At 39.1% G+C, this 19,967-nt stretch carries 18 protein-coding genes; 13 read left to right on the forward strand and 5 right to left on the reverse strand.

Annotated elements, in window-relative coordinates:
* Positions 1–242 precede the first annotated feature (242 nt).
* On the forward strand, positions 243–521 hold the full coding sequence (locus O3601_RS07255) for a DUF6110 family protein (RefSeq protein WP_000910909.1): 279 nt from the start codon (positions 243–245) through the stop codon (positions 519–521).
* 1 nt (position 522) lies between these two features.
* Positions 523–2,583 carry a heavy metal translocating P-type ATPase gene (locus tag O3601_RS07260; RefSeq protein ID WP_371472096.1) on the forward strand — a complete coding sequence of 687 codons (2,061 nt, stop codon included), beginning with the start codon at positions 523–525 and terminating at the stop codon, positions 2,581–2,583.
* A 78-nt stretch (positions 2,584–2,661) separates the two neighbouring features.
* On the opposite strand, the gene tyrS is transcribed toward O3601_RS07260, so the two are convergent.
* On the reverse strand, positions 2,662–3,918 hold the full coding sequence (tyrS, locus tag O3601_RS07265) for a tyrosine--tRNA ligase (protein WP_371472099.1): 1,257 nt from the start codon (positions 3,916–3,918) through the stop codon (positions 2,662–2,664).
* A gap of 141 nt (positions 3,919–4,059) precedes the next feature.
* On the opposite strand from tyrS, the gene pbp1b reads away from it, so the two are divergent.
* From pbp1b to O3601_RS07295, 6 genes are all read left to right on the forward strand, one after another.
* Entirely contained in the window at positions 4,060–6,525 is a 2,466-nt protein-coding gene (gene pbp1b, locus O3601_RS07270; RefSeq protein WP_371472100.1) for a penicillin-binding protein PBP1B, read from the forward strand.
* Between the two features lie 82 nt (positions 6,526–6,607).
* On the forward strand, positions 6,608–7,519 hold the full coding sequence (locus tag O3601_RS07275) for a DMT family transporter (protein WP_371472103.1): 912 nt from the start codon (positions 6,608–6,610) through the stop codon (positions 7,517–7,519).
* A gap of 228 nt (positions 7,520–7,747) precedes the next feature.
* Positions 7,748–8,446 carry a 2,3,4,5-tetrahydropyridine-2,6-dicarboxylate N-acetyltransferase gene (gene dapD, locus O3601_RS07280; RefSeq protein WP_261031745.1) on the forward strand — a complete coding sequence of 233 codons (699 nt, stop codon included), beginning with the start codon at positions 7,748–7,750 and terminating at the stop codon, positions 8,444–8,446.
* 68 nt (positions 8,447–8,514) lie between these two features.
* Complete coding sequence (locus O3601_RS07285) at positions 8,515–9,645, forward strand: N-acetyldiaminopimelate deacetylase (protein WP_371472106.1); 1,131 nt, start codon at positions 8,515–8,517, stop codon at positions 9,643–9,645.
* Between the two features lie 12 nt (positions 9,646–9,657).
* The gene (locus tag O3601_RS07290) at positions 9,658–10,197 is read left to right on the forward strand and encodes a 5-formyltetrahydrofolate cyclo-ligase (protein ID WP_371472109.1); all 540 of its coding nucleotides are present in this window, start codon (positions 9,658–9,660) and stop codon (positions 10,195–10,197) included.
* Positions 10,181–10,855, forward strand: a complete 675-nt coding sequence (locus tag O3601_RS07295) for a rhomboid family intramembrane serine protease (protein ID WP_371472111.1) — start codon at positions 10,181–10,183, stop codon at positions 10,853–10,855. Before O3601_RS07290 ends, O3601_RS07295 begins: the two co-directional genes overlap by 17 nt.
* A 55-nt stretch (positions 10,856–10,910) precedes the next feature.
* Here O3601_RS07295 and galU read toward each other — a convergent pair whose 3' ends face one another.
* Together galU and O3601_RS07305 are read right to left on the reverse strand one after the other, a co-directional pair.
* Positions 10,911–11,810 (reverse strand): UTP--glucose-1-phosphate uridylyltransferase GalU, encoded by a 900-nt coding sequence (gene galU / locus O3601_RS07300; RefSeq protein WP_371472113.1) that lies wholly within the window; start codon positions 11,808–11,810, stop codon positions 10,911–10,913.
* A gap of 21 nt (positions 11,811–11,831) precedes the next feature.
* Positions 11,832–12,848 (reverse strand): NAD(P)H-dependent glycerol-3-phosphate dehydrogenase, encoded by a 1,017-nt coding sequence (locus O3601_RS07305; protein WP_371472115.1) that lies wholly within the window; start codon positions 12,846–12,848, stop codon positions 11,832–11,834.
* A 223-nt stretch (positions 12,849–13,071) separates the two neighbouring features.
* Here O3601_RS07305 and O3601_RS07310 point away from each other — a divergent pair, with 223 nt between their 5' ends.
* The 5 genes from O3601_RS07310 to O3601_RS07330 all read left to right on the forward strand — a co-directional run bounded on the left by O3601_RS07310 (position 13,072) and on the right by O3601_RS07330 (position 16,994).
* Positions 13,072–13,992, forward strand: coding sequence for a helix-turn-helix domain-containing protein (locus O3601_RS07310; RefSeq protein WP_371472118.1), 921 nt, complete (start codon positions 13,072–13,074; stop codon positions 13,990–13,992).
* Between the two features lie 350 nt (positions 13,993–14,342).
* Entirely contained in the window at positions 14,343–15,023 is a 681-nt protein-coding gene (locus O3601_RS07315) for an ABC transporter ATP-binding protein (protein WP_000891279.1), read from the forward strand.
* Entirely contained in the window at positions 15,013–16,167 is a 1,155-nt protein-coding gene (locus O3601_RS07320) for an FtsX-like permease family protein (protein WP_173276617.1), read from the forward strand. Before O3601_RS07315 ends, O3601_RS07320 begins: the two co-directional genes overlap by 11 nt.
* Before the next feature lie 28 nt (positions 16,168–16,195).
* Positions 16,196–16,612 carry a hypothetical protein gene (locus tag O3601_RS07325; protein WP_240146926.1) on the forward strand — a complete coding sequence of 139 codons (417 nt, stop codon included), beginning with the start codon at positions 16,196–16,198 and terminating at the stop codon, positions 16,610–16,612.
* 73 nt (positions 16,613–16,685) lie between these two features.
* Positions 16,686–16,994, forward strand: a complete 309-nt coding sequence (locus O3601_RS07330) for a hypothetical protein (RefSeq protein ID WP_173277704.1) — start codon at positions 16,686–16,688, stop codon at positions 16,992–16,994.
* A gap of 142 nt (positions 16,995–17,136) precedes the next feature.
* Here the strand turns inward: O3601_RS07330 and O3601_RS07335 are convergent, their stop codons facing one another.
* Entirely contained in the window at positions 17,137–17,382 is a 246-nt protein-coding gene (locus tag O3601_RS07335) for a MarR family transcriptional regulator (RefSeq protein ID WP_173277706.1), read from the reverse strand.
* Between the two features lie 825 nt (positions 17,383–18,207).
* Positions 18,208–19,899: an arginine--tRNA ligase gene (gene argS / locus O3601_RS07340; RefSeq protein ID WP_371472123.1), complete on the reverse strand. Its 1,692-nt coding sequence runs from the start codon at positions 19,897–19,899 to the stop codon at positions 18,208–18,210.
* Positions 19,900–19,967 lie beyond the last annotated feature (68 nt).

Here is a 19,967-nt window from a genome sequence, read left to right on the forward strand (position 1 = left end):
AAAAGAGGCAAGTGAAAGCAACTTTAGGAGTAAGTAGATGGGAGATTCAGTAGAAATAAAACTAATACTCTTCGAAAATCTCTTCAAACCACGTCAACGTCGCCTTGCCGTACTCAAGTACAGCCTGCGGCTAGTTTCCTAGTTTGCTCTTTGATTTTCATTGAGTATAATTCTCCAATTTATAAAATAAAATTGCTTTTATATCTAAATTGCTATATAATAATGATAAGGAGGAAATAAGTATGTTAAAAGAAGTATTAACCGTTGCAAAAGTTGCGAAAAAATCTTCATTATTTTTGGGTGGTGTCGCATTTGGTACCCTTGGTTTGAAAATCTTAGCAAGTAAGGAAGCTAAAAAAGGTTATTCTAAAGCTTTGGCTAAGGCTTACAAGTTAAAAGACGAGCTAGATGCATCTGTTTCTGTTGTGAAACAACATGGAGACGATGTTTTGCAAGATGCCAAATATTTGTACGAGCAAGAGAAAAAAGAAGAGCAATTAGATAGCCTTATAGGAGAATAATATGTCTTTTAAAGTGCTATATAGAGGATATCAACATATCCGACTATCATCTTCTTTTTCACTCACCTTGGATATTCAAGACTATCTTCGTTCCTTGGCGAGAGATGAAAAGGGGATTGAGTCTATCCAGTTTTACATGGATCAACAGCACTTTACTCTACGTATAAAAGAAGGCTTTTCTGTATTAGATAATGCAGAAGCCTTTTTAAAAAGAATTGATAAAGGGAAAGTTTCTGAGTTGATGACTCTTCCCATTCGTAGAGAAGAGAGTGCTTATTCTATTGTTTCAGGTGCAGCGATTAAGCGTGTACTTTTTCGTAGTCTTGTACCGTCTCCAATTCGCTATATATGGACTTGTTATCAGGCTTTGGGCTATATTAGAGAAGCCTATCAAACACTAGCGCGTAAGGAACTAACGATGGAGGTCTTGGACTGTTCGGCGATTTTATTGTCCTTGTTTATGAACCAATCCAAGACAGCTAGCAATATCATGTTTATGCTTGATTTGGGGAATCATTTAGATCAGTGGTCTTTGAAAAAAACTGCAACAGATTTAGAACAAAGCCTTCTTGCAAAAGAGAGCGATGTATTTCTAGTACAGGGCGATACGGTTGTTAGTATCAAGAGTTCCGATGTTCAAATAGGAGATGTCTTGATCTTATCTCAAGGAAATGAAATTCTGTTTGATGGACAAGTAGTTTCAGGTTTAGGTATGGTTAACGAAAGTTCCTTGACGGGAGAGAGTTTTCCAGTTGAAAAAAGAGAGTCTGATTTGGTTTGTGCAAATACAGTATTAGAAACTGGAGAGTTACGCATTCGTGTAACCGATAATCAGATGAACAGTCGGATTTTACAACTGATTGAGTTGATGAAGAAATCTGAAGAAAACAAGAAAACGAAACAACGCTATTTCATCAAGATGGCGGACAAGGTCGTCAAATATAATTTCTTGGGGGCTGGGCTGACTTACCTATTAACAGGTTCTTTTTCTAAGGCTATCTCTTTCCTATTGGTCGATTTCTCCTGTGCTTTGAAAATTTCTACTCCTGTAGCTTATTTGACAGCTATCAAGGAGGGGTTGAATCGTGAAATGGTGATTAAGGATGGAGATGTTCTGGAGAAATATCTGGAAATTGATACTTTCTTATTTGATAAGACGGGAACAATCACAACTAGTTATCCTATAGTTGAAAAGGTGTTACCTTTTGGGGACTATAGTGAGGAAGATATTCTCAGAATCAGTGCCTGTCTTGAGGAGCACATCTATCATCCTATCGCTAATGCCATCGTCAAGCAAGCTGAGATAGAGGGGATTGAACATGAGGAAATGCATGGGAAACTCCAATATATTGCAAGCAAGGGGATCAAATCTCATATAGATGGCCAACCAGTTCTTATTGGGAATTATGTCTTGATGCAGGATGAGCAGATTTATATCAGTTCAGAACAAAATGCTTTAATTGAAGAGTACAAGAGTCACTACAATCTCTTATTCTTGGCTTATCAGAATGAATTGATTGGAATGTTCTGCATTCATACTCCTTTGAGAAAAGAAGCAAAAGCAGCCTTGGAGAAACTTAAGGCACAAGGGAAAAAATTGATTCTGGCAACAGGAGATACCTTGGTTAGGACAGAGGAATTAGTCAAAGATTTGCCCTTTGATCAGGTCTATACAGACTTGAAACCTGATGGGAAATTTGAGTTAGTAGAGGAACTACAGAAAGCAGGTCACACTATTTTGATGGTTGGGGATGGGTTGAATGACTCAGCTGCTCTAACCCTATCAGATATCGGTGTAGTGATGAATGAGAGTGCAGATATTTCTAAGCAGATGAGTGATATCTTATTGTTAGATAATCGCTTGGATTTCTTCCGAGAGTTGGATTGGCTATCATCATCTTTACAAACACTCATCAAGAAGAATATTCAAGATACCGTTGTCGTAAATAGTAGTTTGATTGGCTTTGGCTTGTTTAATTGGCTCAGTCCTTCAAATCTCTCCATCTTACATAATCTAACAACCTTGCGCATAGTCCTGCGTAGTCTGTCTATTAAGGGATAGGTAGGGGACTATTCACAGCAAAAAGGAGTTACCTTTCTTGAGGGTAACTCCTTTGTTTATAGGTAAATGTTGAACAGTTTAGTAAGTCAATACAAAGTATTTTTTCTTACCGCGACGGATAACAGTCAGTTCGTTCTCTAACTTATCTGCGTCACTCAAGACATAGTCAAGGTCTTGGATACGGTCACCGTTGACGTAGATAGCTCCGTTTTGGACGTCTTCACGGGCTTGGCGTTTTGAGTTAACTACACCAGCAGAAACGAGCAGTTCTACGATATTGTGGTTTTCATCTGCTTGAACGTGGTAGTTTGGTACACCACGAAGTCCTTGCTTAAGCTCTTTAACAGAAAGGTTTTTGATGTTTCCTGCAAAGAGTTGCTCAGTGATGTTGAGGGCTTCCTTGTAGGCTTCTTCGCCGTGAACGAGTGTAACGACTTCACGAGCCAAGACTTTTTGTGCCAAGCGTTCATGTGGAGCCGTTTCAAATTGTTTACGGATGTCTTCAATCTCATCAAGTGACAAGAAAGTAAAGATCTTCAAGAAGCGAACAGCGTCAGCGTCCATAACGTTCATCCAAAATTGGTACATTTCGTATGGAGAAGTCTTTTCAGGATTGAGCCAGACTGCGTTTCCTTCTGATTTACCAAATTTCTTACCAGTTGCATCTGTGATCAATGGAACAGTGATAACGTGGGCAGTCTTGTCAGCCTTACGACGAAGCAATTCAGTACCAGCTGTCATATTTCCCCACTGGTCAGAACCACCGATTTGAAGCGTTACGTTGTGGTCTTGGTTAAGAACGAAGAAGTCGTAACCTTGCATGATTTGGTAGGCAAACTCAGTGTATGAAATTCCTGTTTCAATCCGTTTTTTCACAGATTCCTTACTCATCATGTAGTTGACAGTGAAGTATTTTCCGATATCACGGAGGAAATCAATGAAGCTGATGCTGCCAAACCAGTCGTAGTTGTTGACCATGACAGCCTTGTTTTCACCATTTTCAAAGTCAAGAAAACGAGAAAGTTGTCCTTGGATAGACTTGACCCAGCCATCTACTGTGTCTTTTGTTTGGAGACTACGTTCAGCATCTTTGAAGGACGGATCTCCGATGAGACCTGTAGCACCGCCAACGAGCGCATAAGGTTTGTGACCTGCTAGCTGCAAGCGACGACTTGTCAAGATTGCGACAAGGTGGCCTAGGTGAAGGCTGTCAGCAGTTGGATCGTAGCCAGTATAATAAGAAACTTGACCTTCTTCTAGGGCTTTACGCAAAGCTTCTTCATCAGTCGTTTGAAAAATCAAACCACGCTCTTTTAGCTCATCAAAAATGTGCATGTGTCTTTTCTCCTTTTTAAAATTATTGTTTCTAACTATTGTATCACAAACTTGGGCAATAGCCTAGTAGAATAAGGAAGAAAGTGGCTATTTTATTGAAAGTTTCCCTTTTGTGGTATAATAAATAGAGTGAGGAAATCCATGCAAAATCAATTAAATGAATTAAAACGAAAAATGCTGGAATTTTTCCAGCAAAAACAAAAAAATAAAAAAACAGATAGGCCGGACAAGAAAGGTTCAAGTGCTGAAAAATCTAAATCCCTAGATAGGCCAGCCATTTTTCCAGCTATTTTACTGAGTATAAAAGCCCTATTTAACTTACTCTTTGTGCTCGGTTTTCTAGGAGGAATGTTGGGAGCTGGGATTGCTTTGGGGTATGGGGTGGCCTTATTTGACAAGGTTCGGGTGCCTCAGACAGAAGAATTGGTACATCAGGTCAAGGACATTTCTTCTATTTCAGAGATTACCTATGCAGATGGGACGGTGATTGCTTCCGTAGAGAGTGATTTGTTGCGCACTTCTATCTCATCTGAGCAAATTTCGGAAAATCTGAAGAAAGCTATCATTGCGACGGAAGACGAACACTTTAAAGAACATAAGGGTGTAGTGCCCAAGGCGGTGATTCGTGCGACCTTGGGGAAATTTGTAGGTTTGGGTTCCTCTAGTGGGGGGTCAACCTTGACCCAGCAACTGATTAAACAGCAGGTGGTTGGGGATGCACCGACTTTGGCTCGTAAGGCGACAGAGATTGTGGATGCTCTTGCCTTGGAACGTGCCATGAATAAGGATGAGATTTTAACGACCTATCTCAATGTGGCTCCGTTTGGCCGAAATAATAAGGGGCAGAATATTGCAGGAGCTCAGCAGGCAGCTGAGGGGATTTTCGGTGTGGATGCAAGTCAGTTGACGGTTCCTCAAGCAGCATTTTTAGCAGGACTTCCACAGAGTCCCATTACCTATTCTCCTTATGAAAATACTGGAGAGTTGAAGAGTGATGAAGACTTAGAAATTGGCTTGAGACGGGCTAAGGCAGTTCTTTATAGTATGTATCGTACAGGTGCCTTAAGCAAAGATGAGTATTCTCAATATAAGGATTACAATCTTAAACAGGACTTTCTCCCTTCAGCTACAGTCACAGGTGTGTCACGAGGCTATTTATACTTTACAGCCTTGGCAGAAGCTCAGGAACGTATGTATGATTATCTAGCTCAGAGAGACAATGTCTCCGCTAAGGAGTTGAAAAATGAGGCAACCCAGAAGTTTTATCGCGATTTGGCAGCCAAGGAAATTGAAAATGGTGGTTATAAAATTACTACTACCATAGACCAGAAAATTCATTCTGCTATGCAAAGTGCGGTTGCTGACTATGGCTATCTTTTAGACGATGGAACAGGTCGTGTAGAAGTAGGGAATGTCCTGATGGACAACCAAACAGGTGCTATTCTAGGTTTTGTAGGTGGTCGTAATTATCAAGAAAATCAAAATAATCATGCCTTTGATACCAAGCGCTCACCAGCTTCTACTACCAAGCCTTTGCTGGCCTACGGTATTGCTATTGATCAGGGCTTGATGGGAAGCGAAACGATTCTCTCTAACTATCCAACAAATTTTGCTAATGGCAGTCCGATTATGTATGCTAATAGCAAGGGGACAGGAATGATGACCTTGGGAGAAGCCTTGAACTATTCATGGAATATTCCGGCTTACTGGACCTATCGTATGCTCCGTGAAAAGGGTGTTGATGTCAAGGGTTATATGGAAAAGATGGGCTACGAGATTCCTGAGTACGGTATTGAGAGCCTGCCGATGGGTGGTGGTATTGAAGTCACAGTTGCCCAGCATACTAATGGCTATCAGACCCTAGCAAATAATGGTCTATATCATAAAAAACATGTGATTTCTAAAATTGAAGCAGCAGATGGTAGAGTGGTGTATGAGTATCAGGATAAACCGGTTCAAGTCTATTCAAAAGCTACTGCTACAATTATGCAGGGCTTGTTGCGAGAAGTTCTATCCTCTCGTGTGACAACAACCTTCAAGACGAACCTGACTTCTTTAAATCCTAATCTGGCTAATGCAGATTGGATTGGGAAGACTGGTACAACCAACCAAGACGAAAATATGTGGCTCATGCTTTCGACACCTAGATTAACCCTGGGTGGCTGGATTGGGCATGATGATAATCATTCATTGTCACGTAGAGCAGGTTATTCCAATAACTCTAATTACATGGCTCATCTGGTAAATGCGATTCAGCAAGCCTCCCCAAGCATTTGGGGGAACGAGCGCTTCGCTTTAGATCCTAGTGTCGTAAAATCCGAAGTCTTGAAATCAACAGGTCAAAAACCAGGGAAGGTTTCTGTTGAAGGAAAAGAGGTAGAGGTCACAGGTTCGACTGTTACCAGTTATTGGGCTAATAAGGCAGGAGCGCCAGCGACAAGTTATCGCTTTGCTATTGGCGGAAGTGATGCGGATTATCAGAATGCTTGGTCTAGCATCGTGGGGAGTCTACCAACTCCATCAAGCTCCAGCAGTTCAAGCAGTAGTTCTAGCGATAGCAGTAGCTCAAGTGCTACACGACCTTCTTCTTCAAGGACGAGACGATAAGTTCTATAAACTGTGCTAAATGAAGTGGCGAATCAATGGATTGCCACTTTTTTCTTTTTTCCTTTCGTGTTACAATAAAGGTATGAATCAGTATCAGAAAAAGATTGTTAAAGGAACCATTTATTCGCTACTATCTGGCTTAATATGGGGAATCTGTGGAATTTTAGGAGAGTATTTCTTTACTCATTACCAGGTGTCTTCGGGCTGGATTACTTCTATGCGTTTGACACTGGCAGGGAGTCTTGTGCTCGTTTGGTCTGCGATGCAATTAAAATCACAAGTGTTAGATATCTGGAGAGATAAGAAAAATTACCTGCCCTTTTTAGCTTATGCTATTTTGGGGATTTTTTCAGTTCAGTATTTTTTCTATCTCTGTGTAGAATACTCAAATGCAGCGACAGCGACTATTTTACAGTTTATTAGCCCTGTCTTTATCCTCTTTTACAATCGCTTGATTTATCAAAAACGAGCGTCAAAAAGCGCTATTTTCTATGTTTTGATTGCCATGTTGGGTGTTTGCCTGATGGCGACAAAGGGAGATCTATCTCAGTTATCCATGACGCCACTGGCACTTATAACAGGTCTGCTGAGCGCTATGGGTGTTATGTTTAATGTTATCCTACCTCAACCTTTTGCTAAGTGTTATGGTTTTGTTCCCACCGTTGGGTGGGGGATGATTTTGGCAGGTTTATTTAGCAATGTCCTCTCGCCGGTTTATCAGCTTTCCTTTACTCCTGATATTTGGAGTATTTTGATTTGTCTCATTATCGCTTTCTTTGGGACGGCTTTTGCTTTTTTTATTTCCATGAAGGCTGTGTCCTTGGTTTCTCCTTTGGTGGTTTCCGTTATCAGTGCCAGCGAACCCCTCTCTTCTGCTTTGCTGAGTGTTTTGTTTTTAGGCTTGGTAGTGGATTGGTCCCTTCTTCTAGCAATGGCCTTGATTATTTTACCTATGATTTTCCTATCGATAGAAGAAGCGAAAGAAAGTAAATAAAAAGTCTTTTCTTAATTCTAAAAGTGTGCTATACTAGAATAGTCAATAAAACACGGGGAGATAGTTGTGAAGAGTGTTTTTAGGTTGTATCGGTAGGGGCCTGCTTTTACCGACAGCACGTTTTATCTCACATCCCTAAAAATCATACCTAAAAACAAACAAAAAGGCTTCAAATTTGAGGCCTTTTTTGGTAGAATAGGTATCATTAAAATGAACTAGGAGGCGCCTATGACTGCCACAAAAATGAACGCTCAAGAAATTATCCAATTTATCGCCAATGCTGAAAAGAAAACCAGTGTGAAAGTAACCTTTGAGGGGGAACTTGCAACTGCTGTACCTGGATCTGTTGTTAAACTAGGAAATGTCCTATTTGGAGACTGGAAGGACGTAGCTCCTCTTCTCGAGGGTTTAGTAGAAAATCAAGACTATGTTGTTGAGCAAGACGCTCGTAATTCTGCCGTTCCTTTGCTAGATAAACGTGATATCAATGCTCGTATCGAGCCAGGTGCTATTATCCGTGATCAAGTTGAAATTGGTGATAATGCTGTTATCATGATGGGGGCTGTTATCAATATTGGTGCTGAAATTGGTGCAGGAACTATGATTGACATGGGGGCTATCCTTGGTGGCCGTGCTATCGTCGGGAAAAACAGCCACGTTGGTGCAGGCGCAGTTTTGGCAGGTGTGATTGAGCCAGCTAGCGCAGAACCAGTCCGTGTTGGAGACAATGTTCTAATTGGAGCCAATGCAGTGGTTATCGAAGGAGTTCAAATCGGTAGTGGTTCAGTGGTTGCAGCAGGAGCTATTGTTACCCAAGATGTTCCAGAAAACGTAGTGGTAGCAGGTGTTCCAGCTCGTATCATCAAAGAAATTGATGCCCAAACCCAACAAAAAACAGCGCTAGAGGATGCGCTTCGTACCTTGTAATTTGTAAAAGAAAAATAGAGGCGGAACCCTTCTTCCAGCCTCTTTCTGCTATATCGGAGGATAGATAGATGTTAGATTTGATTCAGACTAGACGAGATTTGCACCAGATTCCAGAAATTGGCTTGGAGGAGTTCAAGACTCAGGCTTATTTGCTGGATGTGATTGAGAAATTGACTGCAGGCAAGGATTTTGTCCAAGTTCGAACTTGGCGGACAGGTATTTTGGTTTATTTGCAGGGAAGTCAGCCAGAGCGTACTATTGGTTGGAGAACAGATATTGATGGTCTGCCTATCGTTGAACAAACAGGCCTTCCTTTTGCTTCCCAGCACCAAGGTCGTATGCATGCTTGTGGACATGATTTCCACATGACTATTGCCTTGGGCTGTTTAGAACGTGCTCTTGAGGAGCAACCAAAGAACAATCTGCTCTTTCTGTTTCAGCCTGCTGAAGAAAATGAAGCTGGTGGCATGCTCATGTATGAGGATGGCGCTTTTGGAGACTGGTTGCCAGACCAGTTTTATGGCCTCCATGTTCGGCCAGATCTGAAGGTTGGACAGATTGCGACCAATACTCATACACTCTTTGCAGGGACTTGCGAGGTGAAGATTCGTTTTAAAGGTAAAGGAGGACATGCAGCATTTCCGCATGAAGCCAATGACGCTTTGGTGGCGGCTAGTTACTTTGTGACCCAGGTGCAGTCAGTTGTCAGCCGCAATGTCAACCCAATCGAGGGAGCAGTGGTGACCTTTGGAGTTTTCCAAGCTGGAACAACCAACAATGTTATCACAGACACAGCCTTTTTGCATGGAACTATTCGGGCCTTGACACAGGACATGAGTCTCTTGGTGCAAAAGCGGGTCAAAACAGTTGCAGAAGGAGTTGCAGCTGCCTTCGATATGGAAGTCGAAGTGGAACTCAAACAAGGGGGTTACCTGCCTGTTGAGAATCATCCAGCCTTGGCGCGTGAACTGATGGACTTCTTTGAAGAAAAAGAGGGAATTGAGCTGATTGATATCGAACCTGCTATGACAGGTGAAGACTTTGGTTATCTCCTTTCAAAAGTTGATGGCGTTATGTTCTGGTTAGGTATTGATAGTCCCTACGCCCTTCATCACCCTCAGATGAGTCCTAAGGAAGAAGCCTTAGCTATTGGGGTGGACGCGGTCTCTAGTTTCCTGAAAAAGAAGGCAGCAGAGTAGAGGGGGTTGTCTATGAAAGCAGAATTACGTAAGCAAGTCTTGCAAGAAATGAAGGCTATATCTCAAGAGCAAAAACAGGCTATGGATCAAGCTTTAACGGATCAATTTTTGAAACACCCCTTTTACCAAGAAGCCAAGGTCATCGCAACCTATCTCTCTTTTCCGCACGAATTTCAAACGCAGGGATTGATTGAGCAGGCGCTGAAGGACGACAAGAAGGTTCTGATACCCAAAACCTATCCCAAAGGGCGCATGGACTTTGTAGTGTATCATCCGCAACAGTTGGTAAAAACTGCCTTTGGCTTACTGGAACCACAGGGAGATTTGGAAGTAGTGGATGCCTCTCAGATTGATTTGATTCATGTTCCTGGCTTGGTTTTTACGACGAAAGGATATCGGATAGGATACGGTGGAGGTTATTATGATCGCTATCTGAAACATATTACTGGTCATACTTTGAGTACGATATATCCTTGTCAAATTCAGGACTTTAGCCCTGAAAATCATGATATTCCTGTTCAGGAGGTACTGATTGATGAAAGAAATCTTTGATAGGCGTTACCCTGTGACGAGTTTCTTCCTCTTAGTGACGGCCTTGGTATTTATACTAATGTTGGTGACCACAGGAGGAAACTTTTATAGGGCAGATACCCTATTTCGATTTGGAGCCATGTACGGGCCTGCCATTCGCCTCTTTCCTGAGCAGATTTGGCGTCTCTTCTCTGCTATTTTTGTTCATATTGGGTGGGAGCATTTCATTGTTAATATGCTTTCGCTTTATTACCTTGGTAGGCAAGTAGAGGAAATTTTCGGATCCAAGAAGTTTTTCTTTCTCTATCTCTTATCTGGAATGATGGGCAATCTCTTTGTTTTTGTATTTAGTCCCAAATCCTTAGCAGCAGGAGCCTCGACTTCTCTCTATGGGCTATTTGCTGCAATTATTGTTCTTCGCTATGCAACGCGTAATCCTTATATCCAGCAGTTGGGGCAATCCTATCTGACACTTTTTGTGGTTAACATTATTGGAAGTGTTCTGATTCCAGGAATCAGCCTAGCAGGCCATATCGGAGGAGCAGTTGGTGGCGCATTTCTAGCAGTTGTCTTTCCAGTTCGAGGCGAAAGACGGATGTATAGCGCTAGTCAGAGACTGGTAGCGTTAGTGTTGTTCGTAGGACTCGCAGTCTTACTTCTCTACAAGGGAATGGGATGAAAATTTGTGTAATGAAAAAAGATAAGGCAATTTTTTGAACCTTATCTTTTTTGTTTTATTCCTTCTCAGCCAATTCTTTTCCAAGTTGGATGAGGTAATCTTTCAAGTCATCTTTGACTTGTGGGTGTTTGAGGGCGTAGTCAATAGATGTTTTCATAAAGCCAAACTTATCCCCAACGTCGTAACGAGCTCCTGTAAATTCACGGGCAAAAACACGCTGTGTTTTATTGAGCGTATCAATAGCATCAGTAAGCTGGATTTCATTTCCAGCGCCAGGAGCTTGCTTTTCGAGAATATCAAAAATTTCTGGTGTGAGCAGATAGCGACCGATGATTGCCAAATCACTTGGTGCATCTTCGGGAGCTGGTTTTTCAACGAAAGTTTCGACACTGTAGAGACCATTGATTCCTTCTCCTTGAGGAGCAATGACTCCGTATGATGAAACGTCTTCGTGTGGTACGGGCATGACAGCAATGGTTGATGCGTGTGTCTTTTCGTAATCATTCATCAGTTGTTTTGTCAAAGGAACGGTGTTCTCATCTGTGATGTCCATAAGGTCATCGCCCAGCATAACAACGAAGGGCTCATTCCCCACAAAAGCTTTGGCTTGTAAGACAGCATCTCCAAGACCACGAGGGTGAGTTTGGCGGATGAAATGAAGGCGCATACCAGTTGCTTCATCTACCAATTTTAACAAATCCGTTTTGCCTTTTTCCTTAAGATTGTATTCAAGCTCAAAGTTTGAGTCAAAGTGGTCCTCAATAGAACGTTTTGATTTACCAGTGACAACCAGAATATCTTCAATACCTGATTTGAGAGCTTCTTCCACGATAAACTGGATAGTTGGTTTGTCTACAATTGGTAACATTTCTTTGGCAAGGGCCTTGGTTGCTGGTAAAAATCGAGTTCCAAGTCCAGCGGCAGGGATGACTGCCTTTCTAACTTTTGATGTCATAAGAATCCTTTCTTTAGAGAGTCAAGACCACTCATTTTCTGCTTTAAATTCATTGTTCATGATGTCATAAATGGCATCTTTAATATTGGTTCCGTGGTAAATAACTTGGTAAATGGCCTGTGTAATGGGCATATAGACTCCAAGTTCTTGCGCTAGTTCATAGGCTGCTCGAGTTGTTGAAATTCCTTCAATTACCATGCCCATATTGGCTTCGATATCAGCTAGGGATTCTCCACGACCAAGGGCATCTCCAGCTCTCCAGTTACGAGAGTGGATGGAAGTTCCCGTTACGATCAAATCTCCCACACCAGATAAGCCGCTATAGGTCAATGGACTGGCACCGAGTGCTACCCCTAGGCGGGTAATTTCTGCCAAACCTCGAGCGATGATGGCTGCCTTGGCATTGTCACCAAATCCCAAACCATGTAAAGCTCCGGCGCCGACAGCGATAATGTTTTTAAGAGCACCAGCAGTTTCAACTCCAATAACATCCGTATTGGTATAAAGTCGGAAGTAGTGATTACTAAAGAGCTCTTGAACGTATTGAGCTGTTTGTAAATCTTTAGAAGCAGCAGTGATTAAAGTCAGGTCACGCACAATGGTTTCTTCCGCATGACTAGGTCCTGAAACAACGACAATATCACTGCGGAGATGTTCAGGAATTTCTTCTTCAAGAATGGTTGATAATCGTTTATGGCTATCAGGTTCTAATCCCTTTGATGCGTGCATGATGATAGCCTTATGGTCTAAGGTTTGTGCAACTTGCTGGGCAACAAGTCGTGTCACTTTTGTTGGGACAACAAACAAAATCGCATCCACATCTTTCAATGTTTCTGCTAAGTTAGTGTAGGCAATGATATTTTCATCTAGGACGACATCTTTAAAGTAGTGCTTATTAGTATGGTGTGTATTAATTTCATTGATTTGCTCGGGAAGATTTCCCCAAATACGTACCTCGTGTCCATTGTCATTTAAGACTTGTGAAAGGGCAGTTCCCCAAGAACCAGGCCCCAAGACGGCGATGGTTTGTTTTTCCATGATTTCCTCCTTAATAGAGTCCTTTTTCTTATTCTATCATATTCTAGGGGATTTTGCACTTGCATTGCTGGGGAGTAGTGGCTTTGTTGCCTGAAAAATATACTAAAAACCGAGGCTAAGTATTAAAGTCTTAGTCTTTAGTTAAAGTGAGAAGAAATCTGATAGATAGTTTGATTCAGTATATGCTATAATAGAGGTAAACAACTCAGGAGGTTCTTGTAGGTTGCGAGAGTTTGGCGAAAAAATTAAAAGATTACGTTTGGCTAAAAAAATCAGTCGTTCAGAATTTTGTGGTGATGAGTCTGAATTAAGTATCCGTCAATTAATTAGAATTGAAAATGGAGAATCCAGACCAACACTAACAAAGTTAAAATATATCGCTGAACGTTTGGGGGTTGAAGATTACAAGTTGATGCCAAGTTATATAGAGTTGGATAAGGAATACCTAGAATTGAAGTATTTCTTGATGAGGACTCCTACATACGAAGATGAAACTATCGCCCAAAAGAAAGAGAGTGTTTTTGATAAGATTTTTGAAGAATATTATGATAGACTTCCTGAGGAAGAAAGGTTTATCGTAGATGTTTTACAAGCATATGATGACTTTGGTTGGTGGAATGATGATAGCAATTTAGGAATGATTTTACAAGAGTATTTCGATCACATTTTGTTAAAATCAAAATATGAAGTTAACGATATTTTAATCATAAAGCTATTTTTGGTAAGATTAGTACACCAAGATACGATAATAGATGAGATTGAAGTGAATACCTTCTTAGTAATAGCTGATAAAATTTTACAACAAGTTGAGATGTTTGATATTGAATATTCATTTCTAATCAGAGATTCATTACTTTTGTTGTTAGGAATATTTGAAAAAATTGCTAATTACAGTCAATTTGAAGATATTCTCTATAAATTAAATGAAATTACCTCAAAATCATACGACTATCAGAAAAAACCAATTATTCGACTATGGGAGTGGCGCTATGCATTATTTGTAAAAAAAGATTATCCAGTAGCTGAAAATTATTTTCAAGAAGCAAAAGTATTTGCTAGAATGATTGATAATAGTCATTTGATAGAACAGCTAGAAAAACAATGGCAACATGACCTCCAAGATTTTTTTAAAAATAAACATTAGAAAATAAAAAAAGTGACAAAAATGTCATTAGTTAAAAAGACCGAGAGAAAGTTTTCGAAATCATAAAAACGCATGATATCAGGTGTTTAAAAACTTGATATTATGCGTTTTATCGTTTAAAGAGTTATTATGTTTTTCCCTTAGATTTAGCTCGTATCTAGTTTCTTTTTATACTAATTGAGTACTCATTAGTAGATAAGTTGTTGAAATTAGTGACATTTATGACCTTGGCGAATGTGTAACATAGAAGTATAATAATCCTGTAGAAAAAATAAGGAGAGAACATATGTTAGTGCTAGTTGTTGCCATTTTTTGGATTTATAAATAATAAAGATAGAATGGGAAGGCCTATGTTAGAACTAAAAAATATTAGCAAAAGTTACGGACAAGGGACGCTAAAAAATAATGTCTTAAGAGAAATAAATTTTAAGGTAGTTGAAGGAGAATTTGTATCGATAATGGGACCATCAGGTTCGGGCAAATCGACATTTATCAATATTTTGGGACTGATTGATTCTGAATTTGAAGGAGAATATATATTAGACGGAAAAAGTATTGAGAAGTTAAATGAAAATCAACAAGCAAGTTACCGTAATCGTGATATTGGATTTGTTTTTCAACAATTTCATCTTATTGATGAATATACTGTTAAAGAAAATATTTTATTATCATTCCTATATTCTGACCAACAGCCAGATATAGAATACATTGATAGTTTATTACAAGACTTAGGGCTTATAGATAAGATGAATGAGTACCCAAGTCATTTATCAGGCGGACAGAAGCAACGAGTTGCTTTAATTAGGGCTCTTGCTCATAAACCTAGATTTCTTATAGCGGATGAACCTACAGGTGCATTAGATGAGAAAAATAGGAATGAGATATTGCAAATTCTACAAAATTTGAATCATTCTGGAACGACAATTATTGTAGTAACTCACGATGAGTTTGTTGCCAGTCATTGTAGAACAAGGTATCGAATGAAAAATGGGTATCTAACATCTGAAGGAGAAGGATTACATGAAGTTTAAAAAGCTGTTAATAGATACTCTAAAGCTGTTAAAGAGGAATAAAAGACAAAGTATTCTGACATCCTTAGCCATCACAGTGGCAACATTTGTTTTATTAGTAATACTATCAAGTTCTTCCTATACAACTTCTACATTAGGTAATGATTTAAAGATAGAAGAAGACACAGCAACAATGACTTATACTCCTCAGAATATGTTGGATATTAGAGGGTTTACACAGGAAGATAAACAATTGGTTGAGCAAACTATTGGAAAACCTGCAAGACTTTCTTCCAGTTCTTATGCTTTGTATGCTGAAACGTATTTTAATGATTCTAAGCAGAATCTTAGTTTTCGAACATTAGGCGATTTGAATAAGAATGGTTTAGTTGTGCCTGCTTTATTAAAAGGAAGAGCATTAGAGGAACTAGATGGAGGTGTCGCTATTAGTGATAAGGCTTTCATGTTATTGACTCGAAAGGAAAATATTGAAACTTTTTTAGGAGAGACTATCAATATATCTGGAAAAGAATATCCAATTCAGGCAATATATTATGGATCAGCTGTTAATGAAAGATTACCTTCTTTATTGGTTACCAATGAAATCAAAGAGTTACTTTTAGGAGGAAGGGAATATTTTGATGAGTTAGTAGTAGAAACTAATCAGTTGGAGAATATTAATAAGGCTTTATCTGCTTTAGATACTTATGGAATATTCCGCAAGGAAGGAACTTATGGATATATAGATAATAGAAGGGTATATGAGGAAACAAAGGCCCAAGCTACTACAATATTAAATTTCATTGCACTTTTATCAAGTATTTCAATTTTTGTAGCTGGTTTTGGGGTTATGAATGCTATGTTGTCTTCTGTTAGCGAACGTAGTAAGGAGATAGCCATTCGTCGAGCTTTGGGAGCTAAAAAATCTGATATTTATCAATCATATATGATGGAGGGGATTCTTTTATCGCTTCTGGGAGCTATAACTGGTATTGGAGTAGCGACATTATTTGTTGTTTTAATGAACATGAGTGGTTTTGTTACGACATTAACTCTGGATCATATTTTGATTACTCTATTCACAACGGGCGTATTTGGAATTGTATTTAGTATTATGCCTGCAATGGTTGCAGCAAATAAAAATGTTATTGAGGGTCTAAGGTAATGATGGATGTGAATTTAAAGGAGGTAAAATGAAATTTACAAAAATAGATGGAGTATTTTCTCTATTGCTAATTGTGGAATTTACAATATGTTTTTTTACACTAGATAATTTTAATCTTTTTCAATTTATGCTGTTTGTACAAATTATACCATCAATATTATTAGCTTTGTTATCGGGAAGTATTTCTTCTAGAAGTAAGCACAGCTGGGTGTTATTAATTATTTTTGGAATGATCTATGCCTTAATGATGTTTGGAATTTTCAGAGTTACTCCTATGACGCTTATAGAACAAAATACGATTCAATCTGAAACTTCCGTATTTACATTCAATAGAAATTTACAGTTAGGAACTTATTTTGGATTTTTCCTACAGGAATTTTTACTAGGAGCTTTTATTTGCACTATTTCAAAAATTTTTGGAAGAATTAAACAAGGGAAATTTTAATGAAGCCTGCATTAAAAAGAAGAATTGCTTCTGCAGTTATTTAGAAAATTATATTATTGAAATGGTGTAACATTTGGAGAAAATTATTTTTGAACGAAAAAGATTTGAGTATATCAGTCCTAAAAGAAAGCAAGTAAAGGACTTTATGATTCTAAAAAATTTCATGTCTAAGACAATTCAAGTTGAAATTAGAGTGGAGGACTACTTGTTAGACCTTCTTATTTTAAAAGAGATGAGTACAAAGTTTTATAATTTAGATTTTCTTTCTTTGCCCTATGATGTCAATATAGATGTGAAAGAAGTTGTAGAGGATGTTGATTTAACAGTCTATAAGAATAGTAAATATAGGAAGTTTGATTTCTTTAAAAATATTTGTAAATGATATTTTTGGAAGTCAATACATTCCTATATTAGAATTGCTACAACAAGTTTTCAACACTTGTTTCAATTGAACATACTAAAAACCGAGCATAAGTAATAAACTCTTAGTCTCGGTTTTCATATTTCTTAAAGAATAGCTAGGTTTATTTCAATTGATCTGTAATGTCTTTTGATAGCAACATTCCCAGATGATAAGTTTTATTGATGTAAGTAATGACATCATTGATATTTTCAGTCGTGTGAATTTTCTCTTTGATGTCAGCTCTAAATGTTTCATCCTTCAAAAGTTGTTCTTGGTAGAGTCTTTGAAGTCGTTCTTTTTCGTACTTATTGAGCAGAAAAAGGAACACCAAGCTAATTACAACGAGGACATAAGCATATTGGCTCATAGGAAATCTCCCTGTATGATAAAAAATAGTAGTGAATAAATCGATTTAGTGGACCTAAAATAGCAGAACAAGTCAGCAAAACTTGATAAGATTTTTGATAGACCTCTAAACCAAAATCCGTATAGGATTTTGGCGTTAGTTACTTAGATTGCTTAACAATCAAGTAATTAAAAGATTACGACATGAAACAAACCAAATCGATATTATTTAGTTTGGTGAATTAGTAAAGTGTTTAGGCAAGTATCTCTGGTTACGACGTCATGGTTTCTAAATCGATTATATTTAGAAACCATGACTAGTGAAGCAGTTAGCTAGTCCGCATATAAGCGGCTAGCGTCTAACAATTAGGAACTTTAGTTTCAATAATTTTAAGATTACGACGTTTTGGAACATAAATCGATCACATTTATGTCCTAAAACTAGTGAAGCGCCTAGCCAAAGCCCGTATAGGATTTGGTCTTAGTTACTTAGATTACTTAACAATCAAGTAATTAAAAGATTACGACATGAACTAAACCCAATTGATACTATTTGGTTTGGTGAATTAGTGAAGCGATTAGACAAGTATCTCTAATTACGACGTCATGGCCCCTAAATCGATTATATTTAGGGGCTATGACTAGTGAAGCAGTTAGCTAGTCCGCATATAAGCGGTTAGCGTCTAACAATTAGGAACTTTAGTTCCAATAGCTTTAAGATTACGACGTTCTGGAACATAAATCGATAATATTTATGTTCCAGAACTAGTGAAGCGCCTAGCCAAATCCCTGATAGGATTTGGCGTTAGTTACTTAGATTGCTTTGCAATCAAGTAACTTTGGCGATTTACATCTTCTCTGGCGCTTCTACTCCAAGCAAGCGAAGGGCTTCTTTGAGAACGACTGCGGTTGCGTAGCTGAGAGCTAGACGGCTGTCGCGCTCAGGACTTTCGTCTAGGATACGTGTATGTGCATAGTATTTGTTAAAGGCTTGAGCCAGGCTAATTGCAAATTTAGCAATGATAGAAGGTTCAAAGTTATCTGCTGCACGGTTGATAATACGTGGGAAGTCTTGGATGAGTTTGATGATTTCCCAGCTTTCAGCATCATTCAAGCTATAGTTGCCAGCTGTTTCTGGTTTGAAATCCGCTTTGCGTAAGATCGATTGGATACGAGCGTAGGCGTATTGAACATAAGGTCCAGTTTCACCCTCGAAGGATACCATAGCTTCTAGGTCGAAGTCGTATCCATTTGTACGGTCGGTTTTGAGGTCATAGAATTTAATGGCTCCAACCCCAACAGCATGTGCTACCTGATCTTTATTTTCCAATTCAGGATTTTTTGCTTCGATTTGGGCTTTGGCACGGCTAACAGCCTCTGCAACAGTAGGCTCTAGCAAGATGACATTCCCTTTACGAGTAGAGAGTTTCTTCCCTTCTTTTGTAACTAAACCAAAAGGAACGTGGGTAATGTCGTCACTCCAATCGTAGCCCATCTCTTGCAAAACAGCTTTGAGTTGTTTAAAGTGGGCAGATTGTTCTTGACCAACGACGTAGATAGATTTGGCAAATTGGTATTCGTTTTTACGGTAAAGAGCTGCAGCTAAGTCACGTGTGATATAGAGAGTTGCACCATCAGACTTCTTGATGAGGGCTGGATGTTCAATTCCATATTTCTCAAGATTGACAACTTGGGCACCTTCTGATTCAACAAGAAGGCCTTTTTCAGAAAGAATGTCTACAACTGCATCCATCTTATCGTTGTAGAAGGCTTCTCCATTGTAGCTGTCAAATTCAACCCTCAATTCATTGTAGAGGCGGTTAAATTCCACCAAACTTTCGTCACGGAACCATTGCCAAAGAGCGAGAGCTTCCTCGTCGCCATTTTCAAGTTTACGGAACCATTCGCGTGCTTCTTCATCCAAGCTAGGGTCATTTTCAGCTTCAGCGTTGATGCGGACATAGAGTTTAAGGAGTTCATCGATTGGATGAGCTTTTACAGCTTCTTCGTCGCCCCATTTTTTGTAGGCTACAATCAGCATCCCAAACTGTTTACCCCAGTCTCCCAAATGGTTGACCTTGACCGTTTGATAACCGATTTTTTGGAAAATATGTGACAAGCTATCTCCGATGACAGTGGAGCGCAGGTGACCAATAGAGAATGGTTTAGCGATATTGGGACTAGACATATCGATCACAACATTTTCTTGTTTACCAATATTTTGATCAGCATAGTGTTCTTTTTCAGTGATAACAGCTTGCAATACTTGAGCAGAAATGGCAGATTTATCAAGGAAAAAGTTAACGTAAGGGCCTGTTGCGACAACCTTTTCAAAGGCTTGGCTGTTAATTTTTTCAGCTAGTTCAGCCGCAATCATTTGAGGTGCTTTACGTTCGACTTTGGCGAGAGAAAAAGCAGGGAAAGCAATGTCTCCCATTTCTGAGTTTTTAGGGGTTTCCAGTAAATTTAAAATAGCCTCTTGGTCCAGGCTATCAATGACGCTAGCCAACTCGCTAGCAATCAATTCTTTTGTATTCATTAAGAGCTCCTTTTTGGACTTTTCTACTATTTTATCACAATTTTAAAGAAAGAAGAAAAAATTTTTGA

Origin of the sequence: Streptococcus sp. 20925_1_69, from assembly GCF_041432365.1 — a bacterium.
In the GTDB taxonomy this organism is placed as follows: Bacteria; Bacillota; Bacilli; order Lactobacillales; family Streptococcaceae; genus Streptococcus.